The organism is Mesorhizobium sp. WSM1343 (genome assembly GCF_055901535.1).
This window is the reverse complement of record NZ_CM148370.1, coordinates 247,831-265,692: the sequence shown is the minus strand read 5'-3', so window position 1 is coordinate 265,692 and position 17,862 is coordinate 247,831. Positions and strand designations below refer to the sequence as shown.

Below are 17,862 nucleotides of genomic sequence, written 5' to 3'. Positions count from 1 at the left end.
AGTACGGGGCGAGGGCAAATCGATATTACCTGTACGAGAGGCAAATCCATGTCGATGACGAAATCCGAGGTCTGCGTGATCATCGCGGCAAAAAACGCCGCAGCGACAATCGCCGTCGCCATCGCATCCGCATTGCGCGAACCGGAAGTGGCGGAGGTCGTGGTCGTCGACGATGCCTCCACCGACGACACCGCCGGTGTCGCACGATCCGCCGATGATGGCAGCGGGCGGCTCTCCGTGATGCGCCTCGATGTCAATCGCGGCCCCTCCTTTGCCCGCAACGCAGCCATCGCCGGCTCGAAATCGCCGTTCATCAGCATTCTCGATGCCGACGATTTCTTCCTCGAAGGCCGGTTTCGCAACTTGTTTGCCGGCGCCGATTGGGATTTCGCCGCCGACAACATCATGCTGATCAGGGATGATGCGACAGGCGACGCGACGAAAATCGTCGCGCCGCAATTTGCCGCCGATCCGGAATTCCTCGATTTCGAGCGTTTCGTCGAAGGCAACATCTCCAGGCGCCGCGTGCAGAGGGGCGAACTGGGCTTTTTGAAGCCGGTGATCAGCCGTGCCTTCCTCGACCGCTATGGGTTGAGCTACGACGAGAGCCTGCGGCTGGGCGAGGACTATGAACTCTACGCCCGCGCGGTCGCATGCGGGGCGCGGTTCAAGGTCATTCGCTCCTGCGGCTACGGCGCCATCGTCCGCGCCGATTCCCTGAGCGGCCGCCACAAGACCCAGGACTTGAAGCGTTTGGCCGATGCGGATCTGGCGCTGCTGGCGATCGACAGCCTGCCGGAAGGCTCGAAGGCGGTGCTGCGGCGGCATGAACGGCACGTGCGCGACAAATATCGGCTGCGTAATTTCCTTGACGTCAAGGCCGAGCGGGGGCTGGGCTCGGCTGCGGCTTACGCCTTCGCCAGCCTGTCCAACCTCGTCCCCATCGTCCAGGGCGTGGCTTCCGACAAGCTCGAGGCGCTGTTTCGTCGTGTCGGCCTTGTGTCCAGCCAAAAGCCTGTGCCGCCGCTGCGCTTTCTGATGGCCGGAACCAGCACGGGCAAGGAACGCTGAGAGTGGTCCCGATGCAGCGATTTGTCCACTCGCGGCATGTCATCACGCAAACCATTTCGGCCGGATTTATGAGTTTACGAATTGGGTGGTTGCCTCGCGGCTCCGACGATGGCAGTCTATGTTGCGGTGCAGCATAGTGGACGACCAGCCGAACTTGGCCCCCGATCGGATTGGTCTGATGTCTCTCCCTCAAAAGGAGCACGACAACGCAACACGAGTTTTTGAGCCCCGGCTGCGGGGATCGGCCAGAAGCCCGGCCCACAAGCCGGCGATGACGGGAACCTGAGTTCATGGCCTCGATATTCGGTTTCAGATCAAGGGATCCGGCCCGCGACCGTCAGGCCGATGTTTCACGTCTTGATCGTTTGGCAAAGCTGTTCGAGCAGATTGCGGCCGAGATCGAGGCCGAGAGAACCGGGCTTGAGAATCGCTACCGGACGACGTCGACCAACGCCGCCTTTCTGGTCGAAGCGATGGAAAACGGCTCTGCTTCCGACAAGCGGTCTTCGGAAGTCAGCGCCCTGACACAGTCGATCCTGAATTGCGAGCGCCGCATCGCGGCGCTGTCGCGCCAGGACGGCATGATGAAAGAGCTCCGTCATTCGCTGGATATGGTCTTTGACGAGGATGCCTCCTCGGCCGCCGCGGCGGAATTCGCCTGGCCGGCAGGCGCCGGCAGAGGTTGAACGTGAAGGCTCGGAACTGTTGCAACAGATTTGATGCAAGGCGGGAAGCAGAAGCAATCGAGAGGGTCACAAGGAAGGTCAAGGTTGGCCCGTGCAGGAGCGGTTCGAACGTCGACTTTGGGTTGGGGACACACAGCGCAAAGGTGAGTTTGGTATGAATTGGAATCCGAAACCTACGACGGCAATTGAAGCACCGCCTCTCGCATATCGGACCGGACAAGCCGCCCGGCGGCTGGGGTCGCTCGGTGCGTTGCTGCTGGCTGCTCTTGGCGGTTTCCTGGCAACCCCTTCCCATGCCCAGGACATTCCGACATCGCCGTCCTTTGTCGATGATTTCAAAAGCTTCGACCGCACGCGCTGGTATGTTTCCGACGGCTGGAACAACGGCAGCCATCAGAATTGCACCTGGTCGAAAAATATGGTCGAACTGTCGAATGGTGTGCTGTCGCTCGGCTTCGAAAAGCAGACGCTGAAGGATCGCGACTACGTCTGCGGCGAGATCCAGACCAAGCAGCGCTTCGGCTATGGCACCTATGAGGCACGGCTGAAGACCGATACCGGCTCCGGCCTCAACGCCGCGTTCTTCACCTATATCGGTCCAAGCGACAAGCAGCCCTGGGACGAGATCGACTTCGAGGTCCTGACCAAGGACACCTCCAAGGTGCAGGTCAACGCCTATATCGCGGGCAAGGGCAAGAACGAGAAACGGGTCGACGTACCGGGCGGCACGGAGAAGGCCTTCAACGACTACGCCTTCGTCTGGCAGAAGGACAGCTTGCGATGGTACGTCAACGGCCAACTGGTGAACACGATTACCGACCCGGCGAAGCTGCCCAGCCATGCACAGAAGATATTCTTCAGCTTTTGGGGTAGCGATACGATGAAGGGCTGGATGGGAGCGTTCGCGGATCCGGGCCGCAAGCTTTCCCTGCAGGTCGAGCGGGTCGCCTTCACGGCGCTCGGCGAACCCTGTCAATTTCCGGAATCGCTGGCATGCAGTGTAAAGTAGTTGGGAAAGTCGATTTGAACCGGCGGGGCCGAAAACGGTCCGCTGCCTTGCATGGGAATGAAACCGAATGAATTTGACGGTGTTTGGAATTGGCTATGTCGGCCTCGTGCAGGCGGCGGTGCTTGCCGAAGTCGGGCACCAGGTGGTGTGCGTCGACATCGACGCCGCCAAGGTCGAGCGGCTCAACCAGGGCCTGGTTCCCATTTTCGAACCCGGTTTGGAAAACCTCGTTAAGGAGAACCATGCCGCCGGCCGCATCAAGTTCACAACGGATGCCGCCGCCGCTGTCAGGCACGGCGAGATCCAGATGATCGCGGTCGGCACGCCGCCGGGCGAGGACGGCTCGGCCGACCTCAAATATGTGCTGGCAGTCGCCGAGACCATCGGCCGCGAAATGGACAAACCCAAGATCGTCGTAGGCAAGTCGACGGTGCCGGTCGGCACCTGCGAAAAGGTGAAGGCCAGGATCGCCGACACGCTGAAGAAAAGAGGCCGCGAGGACCTGGCTTTCGATGTCGCTTCAAATCCGGAATTCCTCAAGGAAGGGTCCGCGGTTGCCGACTGCATGAAGCCGGACCGCATCATCGTCGGCACCGACAGCGAGGACACCGAGGCTGTGATGCGCGAACTCTACGCGCCGTTCAATCGCAACCACGAGAAGATGATCGTGATGGACGTGCGCAGCGCAGAATTCACCAAATATGCCGCCAACTGCATGCTGGCGACCAAGATCAGCTTCATGAACGAGATGGCCAATCTGGCCGAACAACTCGGCGCCGACATCGAGGAGGTCCGCAAGGGCATCGGCAGCGATCCGCGCATCGGCTACCATTTCATCTATCCGGGCCTCGGCTATGGCGGCTCGTGCTTCCCGAAGGATGTGCGGGCGCTGATCAAGACCGCCGAAGGCGTCAAGTTCGACGCCAAGCTGCTGCGCGCCGTTGAGGAGCGCAACAACGCACAGAAATCGGTTCTCTTCGACAAGGTGGACCGCTATTTCAAGGGCAACCTCAAAGGCAGGACCTTTGCGCTCTGGGGTCTGGCCTTCAAGCCCAACACCGACGACATGCGTGAGGCGCCGGCGCGCGTCCTGATGGAGGCGCTCTGGAAGGCCGGCGCCAATGTGCAGGCCTATGATCCCGAGGCGATGCAGGAATGCCAGGCCATCTACGGGCTGCGCGACGACCTGCTTCTGTGCGGCACCAAGGAGGCGGCGCTGCGCGGCGCCGATGCGCTGCTGATCGCCACAGAATGGAAGAGCTTTCGCGCGCCGTCCTTCGACGCGGTGAAGGACGCGCTGACCACGCCGGTCATCTTCGACGGCCGCAACCTCTATGACCCCAAGGTCATCGCCCGCCATGGCATCGAATATCACTCGATCGGCAGAATGGCGGCATGAGACCGGGCCCTGTCAGACGGATGCAAGACCGGTCCGCACACGGCCTGCGGACGCTGGGGTTGAGCGCGTATTTCTGTGTGGAGTTGTAGCTGATGGTGCTGGACGTAAAGCCGGAGCAAATCACCAAGGATCATTTCGATCTCGTCGCGATCGGTTCCGGCTTCGGTTCGGCCTTCTTCCTGCATGAGTTCGCCAGGCGCCGAAAGGCGCGCATTCTGGTGCTGGAGTGGGGACGCCACAACACCCATGAATGGCAGCTCGAACAGAACGTCAACACCGACATCGAAGACGAGACGACCTACAAGACCAATTCCGACAAGCCGTGGAACTACACGATCGGACTGGGTGGCGGGACGAACTGCTGGTTCGCGCAGACGCCAAGATTTCATCCCAATGATTTCCGGCTGAAAAGCACCTACGGCATCGGTAATGACTGGCCGATCAGTTATGACGACGTCGAGCCGTTCTACTGCGACGCGGAAGACATCATGTCGATCTCCGGCGACCCCGACATGGCGGCGATGCTGCCCCGCTCGAAGCCGTTTCCGCAACCGCCGCATCGCATGTCGACACCGGACAGGATGATGAAGGCGGCGCAGCCCGACCAGCACTTCGTCATGCCAACCGCGCGGGCTCGCGTGCCGACCGCGCAGCGCAGCTCGTGCTGTGCCAATCTGCGTTGCTGGCTGTGCCCGGTCGACGCCAAATTCACCGTCAACAACGGGTTGATGCACGTCTTCGAGCATCCCGACATCTCGGTCTGCCTCGGTGCGGAGGTGCGCCGGCTCGATCACGTCGGCGGCGCTGTCCGTTCGGTCACGTTCAGCCATGACGGCAAGGAATACCAGGTCAGCGGCGATCTCTTCATTCTCGGCGCCAATGCCATCCAGAGCGCGGCGATCATGCTGCGATCCGGCCTGGGCGGCGAGTTTGTCGGCAGCGGCCTGCATGAATCCTACGGCTGGAATTTCGAGGTCTATCTCGACGGCGTCGACAATTTCGACGGCAGCACCATCACAACAGGCCTGAATTTCGGCCTCTATGATGGTCCTCACCGATCGGAGCATGCGGCGGCATTGGTCTATTTCGAGAACCGCTGGCAGCACGGAATGCGTGCCGAAAAGGGGCGGCTACGCCAGGCGCTGCCGTTGGTCGTGGTCACCGAGAACCTGCTCGACCCCGAGAACTACGTCACGCTTGACGCGGATGACAATGCCTTCGTCAGCTTCAAGGCGCCATCGGACTACGCGGTGAAGGGCATGGCGCGCGCTCTGGAGAAATTGCCTGACCTTCTGGCGCCGCTGCCGGTCGAAAAGCTCTTCGACCGCGGCATTCGGCCGACCGAATCGCACGTCCAGGGCACGCTGAGGATGGGCACCGGCCCGGCCGATTCTGTGGTCGACAGCGGCATGATCCACCATCAGCTCAGAAACCTGGTCGTCGTCGGCACCAGCACCTATCCGAGCTGCTCCTGCGCCAACCCGAGCCTGACCGCGGCAGCGCTGTCCTTGCGGGCGGCGAGCCGGATCGCGTGAAAGGAGGTATCGCATGATCGAGATTTCCAGACGCTCGGCCCTGGCCGTCTTGGCTGGCGGAGTGGTTTCGACGGGGGTCGCCTACGCCACCGTTTCCTCCTTCTCGGACGAGGATCTGGTGCGCGTCACGCTGGAAAAATATCTTGGCAAGTTGAACATCCGCATCGAGCATCTGCAGCAGTTCGTGCTGGCGTTCCGCGACAGGAATCCATGGAATTTCCCAAGCGAAAAACTGAGTGATGCCGTCACCCTGGTGGAGGAGCTCAAACTGGGCGCCGCGCGTCGCTTGCTGCCCCGGCGGAAGCGGGAAGATCTGCTGCATTTCGACCGCTGGGTCGTCGCCGAATTCCATATGCTGACGGACTACGCCTGGCGCAGTTCGCCCAACGACCCGATCCGGTTTACCGGCTGGCAATCCTGTACCAATCCCTTCGCCAATCTGGAGCCGCCGAAACTTGCCTGACGTCGAAAGCGAGGCGGCGGCCTTTGCCTGTTGTCTTCGAGCAAGGAATACGAGATGCGACAAGGAGCCCGATCATGAAAGTTCTCTTTGCAGGCGGCAACGGCTACCCGCCCGAGTTCAGTGGCGGCGTTCAGTCGAGCACGCATCATCTGGCCGAACAGCTGATCGAGCACGGTCATGAAGCCGCTGTGCTCGCCGCCCTGTTCGGTGACGGTGTCTTCGGCTTCAAGGCGCGCGCCAAGATGAAGCTGTTGCGGCAGCCGGCGGTTGTCGACAGCTATCCCGGCTATCCGGTGGTGCGGGCCTGGTTTCCCTGGGAAGCGGCGGGTTATGCCGTCGACAGGCTGAAGCCCGATGTCGCCGTGGTCCAGTGTCACAAATCGGTTCCGATCGGCAAGGCGCTGCAGGCGGAGGGCGTGCCTTTGGTCGTTTATCTCCGCAATGTCGAGTTCCATGAACTGGGCGGCGATCTGCGCGAATTGCATTCGGCGCTCTACATTGCCAATTCGGACTTCACCGCGCGAACCTACAAAAAAGAATTCGGCATCGAGGCAGCGGTGATCCCGCCAACCATCAACCCGGCGCATTACTCGACGCCGACGACGGGCCAGTTCGTCACGCTGATCAACCCTTATGAGGAAAAGGGGTTTGAGCTCGCGGTGCGGATTGCCGGCGCCTGCCGCGAAATTCCCTTCCTGTTCGTCGAAAGCTGGAAGCTCGACGACGATCACCGGGCGCGGATCGAACAGACGATCGCTCCCTTGGGCAATGTCGTCCTGGAGAGCCGCACCAGCGACATGAAGACGATCTATGGCCGCACGAAGATCCTGCTTGCTCCCAGCAAGTGGGAAGAGGCGTGGGGCCGCGTCGCTTCGGAGGCCCATTGCAGCGGAATCCCCGTTATCGGTTCGCGGCGCGGCGGTCTGCCCGAGGCTGTCGGCTCCGGTGGCGTGGTGCTGGATTACGATGCTCCGCTGGCCGATTGGGTCGCGGCCGTCAGGCGGCTGTGGAACGACAACCAGGAATATGACCGGCTTTCCGGTCTCGCTCGCAGCTTCGCCGGGCGCCCGGAACTCGATCCCGATCGCCAGTTCATCACCTTCTTCTCGATACTGGACAGGGCCATGCAGCAGCGCGCGCGACAGGCGGCCTGACGACGCCGCCTGAGCAGGTCAGGCCGGACGCTTGACCCGGCTTTTCAGCGTCTCGTAGCCGCGGGCGCCAAGCAGTGCGCGGGCAATGGTCTTGGCGGCGCTCTTGCGGCCCTCTTGCGACTTGATCTGCCGCAGCCTTGCCGGCAGGTTGCGGGCCGCCTGGCCAAGTGCCGGCAGCGACAGCGCTTCGGGGAAGCTGACCATATGCGTTTCGACGCACAGCACCGGCTTGCCTGACAGTTCGGTGATCTTCAGCGCCTGTTCGTGCTCGCTCTCGATGAACAGGATGGCATCGGACTTGCGGTAGAAATCGGCCTTGAAACTGCCATGCGCGCCGAGTCGTTGCCGTTCCGCCTTGCTCGGCAGATCGAGCATGATCAGCTGGTCGTATTTGATCTCATGCTTGGCGAGCCATGCCTCGGTGAGCGCGCGGTATTTCTCCAGCCGGCTGGTGACCAGCCAGCCGATCGTGTGGGTCGCGACATGGAGCGGCCGCGCTTCGCTGAGGAATTTCTCATAGGCCGGGCCGTCGTCGTTTTCCGCCTCTGTCGGGTCGAGGCACAGCACGCCGTCAATGTCGACGCAGCATTGCGCCAGGAATTTGTGATGCATGAAGTTCCACTGGAACATGCGCGGATGCGGCACGACCTCGAAGACGAGGTCAGTTTCCTGGTGCAGGGGCTCAAGGCCGAACACGGCGGCAAAGGTGAAGTCCGCCTCGATGCCCGCAGCCTGGATGCGGGCGCGTGCGTCGCGCATGGCATTGCCGCCGGCGACGCTGTCGTCGATCACCAGCACCTTGCGCATCTCGGAAACCTTGCGGTCGAGAGCGGCACGGCGCTTGGTCACGCCTGATGTGTAGATTCGCCCAGCCAGGAAGCTGTCGAGATCGGTCATCGGGATGTTCGCGGCAAGGCTGACCAGCGTCGCTGCCAAAACGCCGCTTCTCGGCACACCGACGACCAGGTCGATGTCGCGCGGCAGCCGGTGCAGGCCCCTGACGATGGCGTCGTTCATATCGGAGATCGATCGGTAGTGCATGGTTCAGACCTGGTCCTGGAGGAGATGTCCGTAGCAGTCGAAGACGCCCAAATTATTGCGCTTCGCGCGGCGCTGCCGCAGGCAGCCTTGCCGGCAGCATCTTGAGCGCCTCGCGCAAGGCTTCGCGGCCGGAGGCGAATGCCAGTGCGATGATGATTGTGATGAGGTAGGCGAACACGGCGCTGCTGGCCAGGGCGACGACATGCTGCTGCGGCAGCAGTGGCTTGACGAACCAGATCGCGGCCAGCGCCAGATGGGCGCCAAGCACGAACGGCGTTGCCGCGCGCAGCACATGATGCGCCTGCAGCGGTCCGCTCTTGCCGACATAGAGCCATAGGAAAGGCGTCCGCAGATATTCGCTGATCGCATAGGCGATCGCCACGCCCAGCGCGCCATAGGGCAGGCCGAGCATGAAAGCCAGCACCGACGTCACGGCCGTTATGATGCCCCAGCGCATGAAATCGCCGGAGCGGCCCTGGCTGACGAAAAGCCACCCCGCCGGATTGTTGAGCGGCTGCAGCAGCCCGGCAAAGCCGAGCGCCAGGAAAATCGAGGCGCTTGCGCGCCATTGCTCGCCGAGCACGAAGGGGATCAGCACATCCGACATCGCGGTGGCGAAGGCGACACCGGGAAGCGCCACCAGCAGGATCAGCGGCATGACGCGCAGATAGGCGCTGCGGTAGCGATCCGGCTCGTCCTTCAGCCTGGAAAGTGCTGGAACCATCACCTTCGACAAGGGGTTGGTGATCTGGCTCAGCGGAAACAGAAGCAGCTTGTAGGCGCGGTCATAGAGGCCGAGCTGCGCCTCGCCCCAATATTTGCCGATCAGCACGTTGTCGAGGTTGCGGGCAAAGAAATTGGCGAAGTTGAAGCCGGTGATGCCGGCGCCGAAATTGATCAGCTCGCCGATGCCGGCGACCTTGCGCGGCAGGCCCGGACGCCAGCGCGAACTCGCCCAGTAGCAGAGCGTCGGCAGCACGGCACCGGTCAGCGTGCCGGCAAACAGGGCCCAATAGGAGCGATCGATGAAGGTCCAGGCGATCGACACGGCAAGCCCGGCGATTGCGCTGGCGACGTCGATGACGGCCAGCCGGCCGAACTGCATACGGCGCGTCAAGAGCGCCAGATGCTGGGCGCCAAGCCCATAGGCCATGATCTGCAGCCCGAACGCAGCCACCAGACCTGTCACGCGCGGCTCGCCGTAGAAGGCAGCAACCAGCGGCGCCGCACCCGCAAGCACGCAAGCCAGGATCGCGCTGACGGCGACATTGATCCAGAAGAGGTAGTTCACCTCCTCATGCCGGATGCCTGATTTCTGGATCGTTGCCTGGGTCAGGCCGAAATCCTGGAACAGTGCGATAAAGGCAAGCACCGGCGCGCACATCGCCACGACACCGAAATCCTGTGGCGACAACAACCGCGACAGCACGACAACCGACAGAATCTGTGTCGCGACCCGCACCGATTGCGCCATGGCCGTGACAACCGCGCCGCGCCCAACCGATTTGCGCAAGGAGCCTTCTGGCGGATCGAATGCATTGGCTTCCAAATTCAGGATTCCTGATTTTTTACGTGGATTTTCGAGCCCGAAAATCCACGACCGCCGCCGACCACAAACTACGGCAATAATTTTGCAGTGCAACAGAAAACGTGGACCGCCGCACCAAAAATGTTGCGATGCAGCAAGACCTGTACTAGCATTCCCTCGGGTGGGCCAACAGCGGTCGAGTTTTTATGCTGCATGTCTTGTACCTAGTGCACGACGTTTCCGACCCGGCGGTGCGCCGGCGGATCACGATGCTCAGGGCAGGTGGGGCCCAGGTCACCTTGGCCGGATTCCGTCGCACCGCGAAGCCGATTGCGGATATCGAGGGACTGCGCCCGATCGACCTCGGCGGGACGCGTGACGGGCGATTCGGCCAACGCCTCGCGGCCGTAGCCAAAGCAGCCGTTTCGATAGGCTCGAAGCTGGGCGGAATGCCAAAGCCGGATGTCATCGTCGCGCGCAACCTGGAAATGCTGGCGCTTGCCCGCCGCGCCAGGTCAGCCTTCGGTGCATCGGTTCCGATCGTATACGAGTGCCTCGACATTCATCGGCTTGTGCTGCGCAACGATGTCCTGGGCAAGGCGCTGCGTGCCACCGAACGATTTCTGGCCAGGGATGTGAAGCTGCTGGTGACCAGTTCGCCTGCCTTCATCGCCAATTATTTCAAGCCGTTCGGCCAGGTCGCGGCACCCATCGAGCTGGTCGAAAACAAATATTTCGAGGCCGCGACGATTGTGCCCGGCGCTCCGGAGGCTGAAGAGAGCCTGGTCGGCCCGCCATGGCGGATCGGCTGGTTCGGCGCGCTGCGCTGCCGCCGCTCGCTCGAGCTGCTGGCTGATTTCTCCCGCCGCACGGAGGGCCGCTTCGAGATCGTGCTGCGCGGCCGTCCGGCTTTGTCGGAATTCCCTGACTTTCACGGCTTTGTCGAGGCCGAGCCATGGCTGTCGTTTCTCGGGCCCTACCGCAATCCGGAAGACATGGCGGCGATCTACAACGATGTCCATTTTTCCTGGGCGATCGATTTCTTCGAAGCGGGGCAGAACTCCGAATGGCTTCTGCCCAACCGGCTCTATGAGGGTTGCCGTTTCGGCGCGGTGCCGATCTCGATGGGCAACACCGAGACCGGGCGGTTCCTCAAGCAGCAGGATATCGGCGTGCTGTTGCCGCAAGCGTCGCCCGAAGCGCTCGAAGCCGCGCTAGGCAAGATGGAGGAGCATCGCTTCGCCAGGCTGAAGGGGCGTGTTCTGGCGCGCAACCCGAGGACCTGGAGCTACGATCGCAGCGATTGCCGTGCGCTTGTCGAGCGGCTGCGCAGCCTGACGGCCGTGCCCGGTTCGTTTGCCGCCGAGGCATTGGCATAGGATGGCAGGGGATGGACAGAGGCAAGATGGACAGAGGTTGATGACGCAGACGGAAAAACCCTCATCCAGCCTGATCGTTATCCCATGCCTGAACGAAGCCGCCCATATCGGTGCGCTGCTCGATCAATTGCGGCCCGCGGCCGCCAGGCTTGGCGCCCGGATCATCGTCGTCGACGGCGGCAGCACCGACGGCACGCTTTCCATCGTAGACGACGTCATTGCCAGGGACCCGCGGGTTATCCTGCTCCACAACAAGCGGCGTATCCAGAGCGCGGCGATCAATCTCGCCGTCGGTACTTTCGGCGATGGTGCCGACTATCTCATCCGCATCGATGCGCATGGCGGTTATCCCGACGATTATTGCGACCGGCTGGTCGAGGAAGCCCTGGCTACATCGGCGGATTCGGTTGTCGTTTCGATGCTGACCAGCGGCAGCGGTGCCGTGCAGAAGGCGGCGGCCGCGGCGCAGAACTCCAAGCTCGGCACCGGCGGCTCGAAGCATAGGCATCTTTCGCAGGGACAGTGGATCGATCACGGCCATCATGCACTGATGCGGATATCGGCGTTCGGCGCCGTCGGCGGCTATGACGAAACGTTCAGCCACAACGAGGACGCCGAGCTCGATTATCGCCTGCGCAAGGCCGGCTACAAGATCTGGATGAGCGGCAAGACGCAGATGGTCTACTACCCGCGTGCCTCGCTCTCAGGCCTCTATTTCCAGTATCTCGGCTACGGTCGCGGGCGTGCCAAGAATGTACTGAAGCATCGCGTCATCCCGAAGGTGAGGCAGATGGTGCCGCTGCTGGTGTTCCCGGTGGTGCTGCTGGCGGCCTTCTCCTTCGTGCACTGGCTGGCGGCGGTGCCGCTGCTGCTGTGGGCGTCGGTTTGCCTGGGCTACGGGCTGGTGGCGGCTATCCGCCAGCGCAAGGCCGACGTTGCGCTGGCCGGTGTCTCGGCCATGGTCATGCATCTTGGCTGGTCGGTCGGCTTCTGGCTGCAGCTTCTCGGCCTCGGCTCGCGACGAGGAGTGGCCTGATGGCGGTGTCGGCAAAGAACCGCAGCATCGACATCGGCGTCTGCACGTTCCGCCGGCCGGAACTGGCCGACACGCTGCGCTCGCTCGACGCCATGGAGATGCCGGTGGGATTCGATGTCCGCATCGTCGTCGCCGACAATGACGACACCCCAACGGCCCGTGACCTGGTGGCGGCGCTGTCGCGGGAATTGACGGTGCCGATCCACTATCAGCACGCCCCGGCGCGCAACATCTCGATCGCCCGCAACGCCTGCCTCGATGCGAGCACCGCGGATTTCGTCGCCTTCATCGATGACGACGAGACGGCCACGACGCCATGGCTTGCCGAACTGGTCGCGATGGCGCAGCAAAGCGGTGCCGCCGCCGTGCTCGGCCCGGTCAGGGCGCGCTATCGCCCGGACGCGCCGGACTGGATGCGGCGCGGCGATTTCCATTCGACCTTGCCCGTCTGGGTGCGCGGCGAGATCCAGACCGGCTACACCTGCAACGTTCTGCTGCGGATGGGCTCGGACAGCCTGCGCGGCCGCCGCTTCAGCCTGGCGCGTGGCCAGACCGGCGGCGAGGACACCGAATTCTTCGACCAGATGCACAAGGCAGGCGGCCGCATCGCCTTCTCGCCCGAGGCGTGGGTCGAGGAGGTGGTGCCGCGCTCCAGGGCGGCATTCGATTGGCTCGGCCGCCGCCGCTTCCGCGTCGGCCAGACGCATGGCCATCTCCTGGGCAGCAGCGCCAGCGGAATCGGCCTGGCCAAGCAGGTCGGCCTGGCCTCGGCAAAGGCCATCTATTGCTTCGCCTCGGCACTTCCGGTCGTCGTCAGTCCGGTACGCAGGAACCGCAGCGTGCTGCGCGGCATTATGCATATTGGTGTCGTCAGCGGCCTCGTCGGCATCCGCGAAATCCGCCTCTATGGCCAGCCGTCGCCACAGGAGGGAGGCAAGCGTGCAGCCTGACGTCAGCTCTATCCCCGATGTTTCCTTCGTTATTGCCGCCTACAATGCCGAGACGACCCTTGATCGGGCGATCGCCAGCGCCATCGCCCAGAAGGGTGTCAGCGTCGAAATCATCGTCGTCGACGACAAGTCGCGCGATGCGACGCTCGATGTTGCGCGGGCCTGTCCCGGGGATATCGTCCGTGTCATCGCCCTGCCAAGCAATCGCGGCCCGGGCGGCGCCAGGAATGCCGGCCTCGATGCCGCCCGCGGCAAATGGATCGCGGTTCTCGATTCCGACGACGCGGTCTTTCCCGGCCGGCTCGCCAAGATGATCGCGCGTGCCGAAAGCGCGGATGCCCAGATCGCCGTCGACAATCTGCAGGTCGTCCGCGAGGACGGCGTTATCGAGGACGCGATGTTTCCGCGGCAATATCTGGAAGGCTTGCGCGAGATTTCGCTGGCCACCTACATCGCCGGCAACGTCGTCTTCGAATCCAAGTTCAACCTCGGATACCTCAAGCCGGTCTTCCAGCGCGAGTTCCTGAACGAAAACCGGCTTCGCTATGACGAGAAGCTGAGGATCGGCGAAGACTACATCCTCTTTGCCGCCGCCCTGGCCAAGGGCGGAAAATGCGTCGTCGAGCCCGATATCGGCTATGCCTACCATATTCGCAGCGCCTCCATTTCGCGCGTGCTCGAGCTTCACCACGTCGAAGCCATGCGCAGGGCGGATGCCGTGTTCGCTCAAACCCATCGGATGGATGAGGCCGCGCAAGCCGCGTTCGCGCGGCGTGGCCGCAGCCTGCGCAAGGCGGCATCGTTTCTGTCACTGGTACAGCACATCAAGGCGCGGTCCCCGCTCAAGGCGATCCGGACTGCGCTCAGCGACCCGGCGGCGGTCAGGCATATGGGCATGCCGATCGCCGTGCGGTTGCGAAGAATGGCGGCACAATTTGCCGTCGGGGCGGGGAGGTGAAGATGCAGGCACATGGAGGGAATTTTCGTGGCCTGTGAACGGATTGAAGTCGATCTCCTCAGAAGGAATTTGCGATGAAGAAAATCAGGAAGGCCGTGATACCGGTGGCGGGGCTTGGAACGCGGTTCCTGCCGGCGACCAAGTCGATGCCGAAGGAAATGCTTCCCGTGGTCGACAGGCCCGTCGTCCAATATGCGGTGGACGAGGCCTTCGAGGCGGGCATCGAGCACATCGTCTTCGTGACCGGTCGCAACAAGGCGGTGATCGAGGACTATTTCGACCTGCATCCGGAATTGATCGGCACCCTGGAGCAGACCGGCAAGAAGACCCAGCTGGAGGCGCTCGAAAGCATGCTGCCTGTGGCCGGCGCCACCAGCTTCATCCGCCAGCAATCCCCGCAAGGCCTCGGCCATGCCGTCTGGTGCGCGCGCGAGGTTATCGGCAACGAGCCCTTCGCCTTGCTGCTGCCGGACATGGTGTCCTTCGGCGGTCGCGGATGCCTCGCCGAAACCGTCGAGCTTTATGAGCGGACGGGCGGCAACGTAATCGCCGTCGAGCGTTGCGAACCCAGCGAGACCAACAAATATGGCATCGTTGGCCGTGGCGCCGAGATCGGCGGCGGTTTCGAGGTGACGGCCATGGTCGAGAAGCCGGCGCCGGCCAATGCGCCTTCGAACTTCTACATCAACGGCCGCTACATCCTGCAGCCCGAGATTTTCGCGCTCCTGGGCAATCAGCAGCGCGGCGCCGGCAACGAGATTCAACTGACGGATGCCATGGTTCGTCTGTCGAAGGATCAGCCGTTCTTCGCCCAGCCTTTCCTCGGCCGCATGTTCGACTGTGGTTCCAAGGAAGGGTTCATCCAGGCCAACATCGCCTTCGCGCTGGCGCGCGACGACATGAAGGGTCCGGTTTTCGAGATGCTTCAGGAGTTCGTCCGGTCGTATGAACGCCAGGAAGAAGCCGCATAATGCCCATCTTTCGGGAGTATCGTCAGATGGCCGGCGAAGAGGGGCCGGCAGGTTCTCTCCGTCTGGCACGACGCTTGCATTGCTCTGGCGATGCTCCCGATCTTCGAGGCGCCTGCAAGCCAAGGCATGATCCCTGAAAGTGGGTCCCGGTTTCCGGAAAAGATCATGTTGAAACAGTAAGATAGAGCCAATTGCGATCAATCGGAATAGGACCGGCTCTAGAATTGGACCGAAGATGAATTATGCCAACTTTCCTCTCGACAAGAGGATGCCATTGCCGAATTCGGACGCAGGAGACGGCGAAGACTTCATCGATATCGAGCGGCTGCTTGGCATGGCCGCACGGCAGGCCAAGGTGGTTGCCGTGTGTGCCGTCATCGGTCTCTTCCTGGGCCTGCTCTATTTGCAGACAACGCCGCCCAAATATCAGTCGATCGCCAGCGTGCTGATCGACGAGGGCTTGAACAAGATCGTCGACGACATTTCGGCGACGTCGACAACCATGCAGACCGATTCCGCCATCCTGAGCCAGATCGAGATCCTGACCTCGACGCGGCTTGCCGCCGTGGTCGTCGACAAGCTGAAGCTCGACCAGAACGACACGTTCATGAATCCGCCCCAGTCGGCGCTTGCCCAAGGCATAGGCCTCATCCGCGGCCTGATCCAGTATGTCCGCCCCAGCTCTTCCATGCCGGGTGGCGCTGACTTCAGCAAGCTCGACCCGGCCGCCCGCGATGCGCTGATCGCCACGTCGCGCCGCGACTACGCGATCCTCAAGCTGCAGAACGAGATCCGGGCGGAACGCGTCGGCCGAAGCTACGTCATCGCGCTCGGCTATCAGGCGACGGATCCGGCCTTGGCAAACGCCATCACCAAGGCCTATGCCGATGCCTATCTCGCCGATCAGCTCGATGCCAGCTTCGATGCCACCGAGCGGGCTGCGGTCTGGCTGCAGGGCCGGTTGACGGAGTTGCGCCAGAGCTCGCAGGCAGCTTCGCTCGCGGTTGAGAAATTCAGGGCCGAACATGGGCTGGCCGCCAACAGCGATGGCCAGCTGATGAGCGACAAGCAGCTTTCCGACCTCAACGCCCAGCTTATCGTGGCGCAGGCCGATACCGCACGCGCCAGCGCCCGCTACCAGCAGTACAAGGCCATCGTCGACAGCGGCTCCGAAAACGCTTTCAAGGATGCCGCCATATCGAGCGACCAGCCAAGCAGCTCGGTCATATCGGCGCTCAAGACCCGCTACCTCACTGTGGCCAAGCGGCTGCAGGACGTCGAGGCGAATTTCGGCCCCGAGCACCCGCAGGCGGTGGCTCTCTCCAAGGAGAAGGCCGACATATCGACGCAGATTTTCGGCGAGCTGAAGCAGCTGACCGAAAGCTATCGCAACGAATATGAGGTGGCGCAGGCACGCGAGACCGCGCTCAGGGCCAACGTCGCGGCCGCGCAAGGCAAGAGTTCCGTCGACAACCAGACGCAAGTCAAGCTGCGTGAACTCGATCAGCAGGCGACGGCGCTCACCACGCTCTATCAGACATTCCTGGGTCGTTACGAGGAAGCCGCGCAGCAGCAGTCCTTCCCGGTCGGCAAGATCCGCATCATCTCCGACGCGTCGATGCCGATGGCGGCCTCAAGCCCGCGCACCATCGTCGTGCTCGGACTTTCGCTGGTGCTTGGCCTGCTGATGGGCGCCGGCTTTGGTGGCCTGAACGAGTTCAACGAACGCTTCTTCAGGACCGGCGAGGACGTGCGCGACCGCGTCAACCTCAAATTCCTCGGCTACCTGCCGACGATCGGCGGCAAGCTCGGCAAGGAAGAAAAACCGGGCGAGACCCAGGTGGACGCCAAGACCACCCAATCGCTGTCTTCAGCCGAAAAGCGGGCGCGCATGCGGGTCAGCATCGATTCTCCAGCCTCGATGTTCTCCGAAACGCTGCGCAGCGCCAAGATCGCCTTCGACGTCGTGATGGAAGGGCAAGGCAGCCGCGTCATCGGCATCATCTCGGTGCTTCCCGGCGAGGGCAAGTCGACGGTCGCGGCAAATCTCGCCGGCTTGCTTGCCGCCAATGGCTCCAAGACGCTGCTGATCGACGGCGACTTGCGCAATCCCGGCCTCAGCCGAGGCCTTGGCATGGAAACCGAGCAGGGCTTGATGGAAGCGGTGGTCGGCGGCCAGACCTGGCAGTCCGTCGGCAAGATCGACAGGCAGACGAAGCTGGCGATCATCCCGGCGGTGCTGCGCGGTCACTTCTCGCATACCAGCGAACTTCTCTCCTCGGCCGGCATGCGGCGCTTCATCGAGAACGCCAAGGAGACGTTCGAATACATCGTCGTCGATCTGCCGCCGCTCGGACCGGTGGTCGACGCCAAGGCCTTCGCGCCATTGGTCGACGGTTTTGTACTGGTCACCGAGTGGGGGCGCACCCCGCGCGCGATGGTCAGGTCGATGCTGGAATCCGAACCCTATGTCGCCAACAAGATCGTCGGCGCGGTGCTGAACAAGGTCGATTTGAAGAAACTGGCCAAATACGGCTCGTTCGGCGGTTCGGAAAAATTCTTCGATAAATATTCGAGCTACTATCTGGAAAAGTCGGAAGTGCGCGGCAAGGCGCCGGTCTGACGTCGACCGTTGCGCGAGTGGGTCCACTCTGAAGTGTATCGATCTTCAGGCCAGCACAC

Annotated in this window: 15 protein-coding genes; 13 read left to right on the top strand and 2 right to left on the bottom strand. The window is 62.5% G+C overall.

Annotated elements, in window-relative coordinates; genetic code table 11:
- Positions 1-48 precede the first annotated feature (48 nt).
- The 7 genes from AC0NIL_RS01230 to AC0NIL_RS01200 all read left to right on the top strand — a co-directional run bounded on the left by AC0NIL_RS01230 (position 49) and on the right by AC0NIL_RS01200 (position 7,317).
- Positions 49-1,071, top strand: coding sequence for a glycosyltransferase family 2 protein (locus AC0NIL_RS01230; RefSeq protein ID WP_275954159.1), 1,023 nt, complete (start codon positions 49-51; stop codon positions 1,069-1,071).
- 290 nt (positions 1,072-1,361) lie between these two features.
- The gene (locus tag AC0NIL_RS01225; RefSeq protein WP_127369213.1) at positions 1,362-1,757 is read left to right on the top strand and encodes a hypothetical protein; all 396 of its coding nucleotides are present in this window, start codon (positions 1,362-1,364) and stop codon (positions 1,755-1,757) included.
- 154 nt (positions 1,758-1,911) lie between these two features.
- Positions 1,912-2,766: an endo-1,3-1,4-beta-glycanase ExoK gene (gene exoK, locus AC0NIL_RS01220; RefSeq protein WP_275954158.1), complete on the top strand. Its 855-nt coding sequence runs from the start codon at positions 1,912-1,914 to the stop codon at positions 2,764-2,766.
- Positions 2,767-2,833: 67 nt separating this feature from the next.
- Positions 2,834-4,165, top strand: a complete 1,332-nt coding sequence (locus AC0NIL_RS01215; protein ID WP_013528109.1) for a UDP-glucose dehydrogenase family protein — start codon at positions 2,834-2,836, stop codon at positions 4,163-4,165.
- Positions 4,166-4,257: 92 nt separating this feature from the next.
- Entirely contained in the window at positions 4,258-5,700 is a 1,443-nt protein-coding gene (locus AC0NIL_RS01210; RefSeq protein WP_063169883.1) for a GMC oxidoreductase, read from the top strand.
- Between the two features lie 13 nt (positions 5,701-5,713).
- Positions 5,714-6,163, top strand: coding sequence for a hypothetical protein (locus AC0NIL_RS01205; RefSeq protein WP_013528107.1), 450 nt, complete (start codon positions 5,714-5,716; stop codon positions 6,161-6,163).
- 74 nt (positions 6,164-6,237) lie between these two features.
- Positions 6,238-7,317: a glycosyltransferase gene (locus tag AC0NIL_RS01200; protein ID WP_275954157.1), complete on the top strand. Its 1,080-nt coding sequence runs from the start codon at positions 6,238-6,240 to the stop codon at positions 7,315-7,317.
- An 18-nt stretch (positions 7,318-7,335) separates the two neighbouring features.
- On the opposite strand, the gene AC0NIL_RS01195 is transcribed toward AC0NIL_RS01200, so the two are convergent.
- Both AC0NIL_RS01195 and AC0NIL_RS01190 read right to left on the bottom strand, forming a co-directional pair.
- Positions 7,336-8,358, bottom strand: a complete 1,023-nt coding sequence (locus tag AC0NIL_RS01195; protein ID WP_275954156.1) for a phosphoribosyltransferase family protein — start codon at positions 8,356-8,358, stop codon at positions 7,336-7,338.
- Between the two features lie 52 nt (positions 8,359-8,410).
- Complete coding sequence (locus tag AC0NIL_RS01190; protein ID WP_346016445.1) at positions 8,411-9,907, bottom strand: lipopolysaccharide biosynthesis protein; 1,497 nt, start codon at positions 9,905-9,907, stop codon at positions 8,411-8,413.
- Positions 9,908-10,092: 185 nt separating this feature from the next.
- Here AC0NIL_RS01190 and AC0NIL_RS01185 point away from each other — a divergent pair, with 185 nt between their 5' ends.
- The 6 genes from AC0NIL_RS01185 to AC0NIL_RS01160 all read left to right on the top strand — a co-directional run bounded on the left by AC0NIL_RS01185 (position 10,093) and on the right by AC0NIL_RS01160 (position 17,803).
- Positions 10,093-11,265 carry a glycosyltransferase gene (locus AC0NIL_RS01185; RefSeq protein WP_275954154.1) on the top strand — a complete coding sequence of 391 codons (1,173 nt, stop codon included), beginning with the start codon at positions 10,093-10,095 and terminating at the stop codon, positions 11,263-11,265.
- A gap of 40 nt (positions 11,266-11,305) precedes the next feature.
- The gene (locus tag AC0NIL_RS01180; RefSeq protein ID WP_275954153.1) at positions 11,306-12,301 is read left to right on the top strand and encodes a glycosyltransferase family 2 protein; all 996 of its coding nucleotides are present in this window, start codon (positions 11,306-11,308) and stop codon (positions 12,299-12,301) included.
- Positions 12,301-13,251: a glycosyltransferase family 2 protein gene (locus AC0NIL_RS01175; protein WP_473573863.1), complete on the top strand. Its 951-nt coding sequence runs from the start codon at positions 12,301-12,303 to the stop codon at positions 13,249-13,251. The genes AC0NIL_RS01180 and AC0NIL_RS01175 overlap by 1 nt, the downstream gene beginning before the upstream one ends.
- The gene (locus tag AC0NIL_RS01170; RefSeq protein WP_473573862.1) at positions 13,241-14,209 is read left to right on the top strand and encodes a glycosyltransferase family 2 protein; all 969 of its coding nucleotides are present in this window, start codon (positions 13,241-13,243) and stop codon (positions 14,207-14,209) included. The genes AC0NIL_RS01175 and AC0NIL_RS01170 overlap by 11 nt, the downstream gene beginning before the upstream one ends.
- A gap of 74 nt (positions 14,210-14,283) precedes the next feature.
- The gene (locus AC0NIL_RS01165; protein ID WP_473573861.1) at positions 14,284-15,180 is read left to right on the top strand and encodes a UTP--glucose-1-phosphate uridylyltransferase; all 897 of its coding nucleotides are present in this window, start codon (positions 14,284-14,286) and stop codon (positions 15,178-15,180) included.
- Between the two features lie 235 nt (positions 15,181-15,415).
- The gene (locus AC0NIL_RS01160; RefSeq protein ID WP_013528098.1) at positions 15,416-17,803 is read left to right on the top strand and encodes a polysaccharide biosynthesis tyrosine autokinase; all 2,388 of its coding nucleotides are present in this window, start codon (positions 15,416-15,418) and stop codon (positions 17,801-17,803) included.
- The last annotated feature ends 59 nt before the right edge of the window (positions 17,804-17,862 follow it).

Bases quoted from the DNA above. Each gene is read 5' to 3' on its own strand.
- AC0NIL_RS01210 (WP_063169883.1), top strand. From the start codon at position 4,258: ATGGTGCTGGACGTAAAGCCGGAGCAAATCACCAAGGATCATTTCGAT.
- AC0NIL_RS01185 (WP_275954154.1), top strand. From the start codon at position 10,093: ATGCTGCATGTCTTGTACCTAGTGCACGACGTTTCCGACCCGGCGGTG.
- AC0NIL_RS01230 (WP_275954159.1), top strand. From the start codon at position 49: ATGTCGATGACGAAATCCGAGGTCTGCGTGATCATCGCGGCAAAAAAC.
- AC0NIL_RS01160 (WP_013528098.1), top strand. From the start codon at position 15,416: ATGAATTATGCCAACTTTCCTCTCGACAAGAGGATGCCATTGCCGAAT.
- exoK (WP_275954158.1), top strand. From the start codon at position 1,912: ATGAATTGGAATCCGAAACCTACGACGGCAATTGAAGCACCGCCTCTC.
- AC0NIL_RS01165 (WP_473573861.1), top strand. From the start codon at position 14,284: ATGAAGAAAATCAGGAAGGCCGTGATACCGGTGGCGGGGCTTGGAACG.
- AC0NIL_RS01175 (WP_473573863.1), top strand. From the start codon at position 12,301: ATGGCGGTGTCGGCAAAGAACCGCAGCATCGACATCGGCGTCTGCACG.
- AC0NIL_RS01200 (WP_275954157.1), top strand. From the start codon at position 6,238: ATGAAAGTTCTCTTTGCAGGCGGCAACGGCTACCCGCCCGAGTTCAGT.
- AC0NIL_RS01195 (WP_275954156.1), bottom strand. From the start codon at position 8,358: ATGCACTACCGATCGATCTCCGATATGAACGACGCCATCGTCAGGGGC.
- AC0NIL_RS01215 (WP_013528109.1), top strand. From the start codon at position 2,834: ATGAATTTGACGGTGTTTGGAATTGGCTATGTCGGCCTCGTGCAGGCG.
- AC0NIL_RS01225 (WP_127369213.1), top strand. From the start codon at position 1,362: ATGGCCTCGATATTCGGTTTCAGATCAAGGGATCCGGCCCGCGACCGT.
- AC0NIL_RS01205 (WP_013528107.1), top strand. From the start codon at position 5,714: ATGATCGAGATTTCCAGACGCTCGGCCCTGGCCGTCTTGGCTGGCGGA.
- AC0NIL_RS01180 (WP_275954153.1), top strand. From the start codon at position 11,306: ATGACGCAGACGGAAAAACCCTCATCCAGCCTGATCGTTATCCCATGC.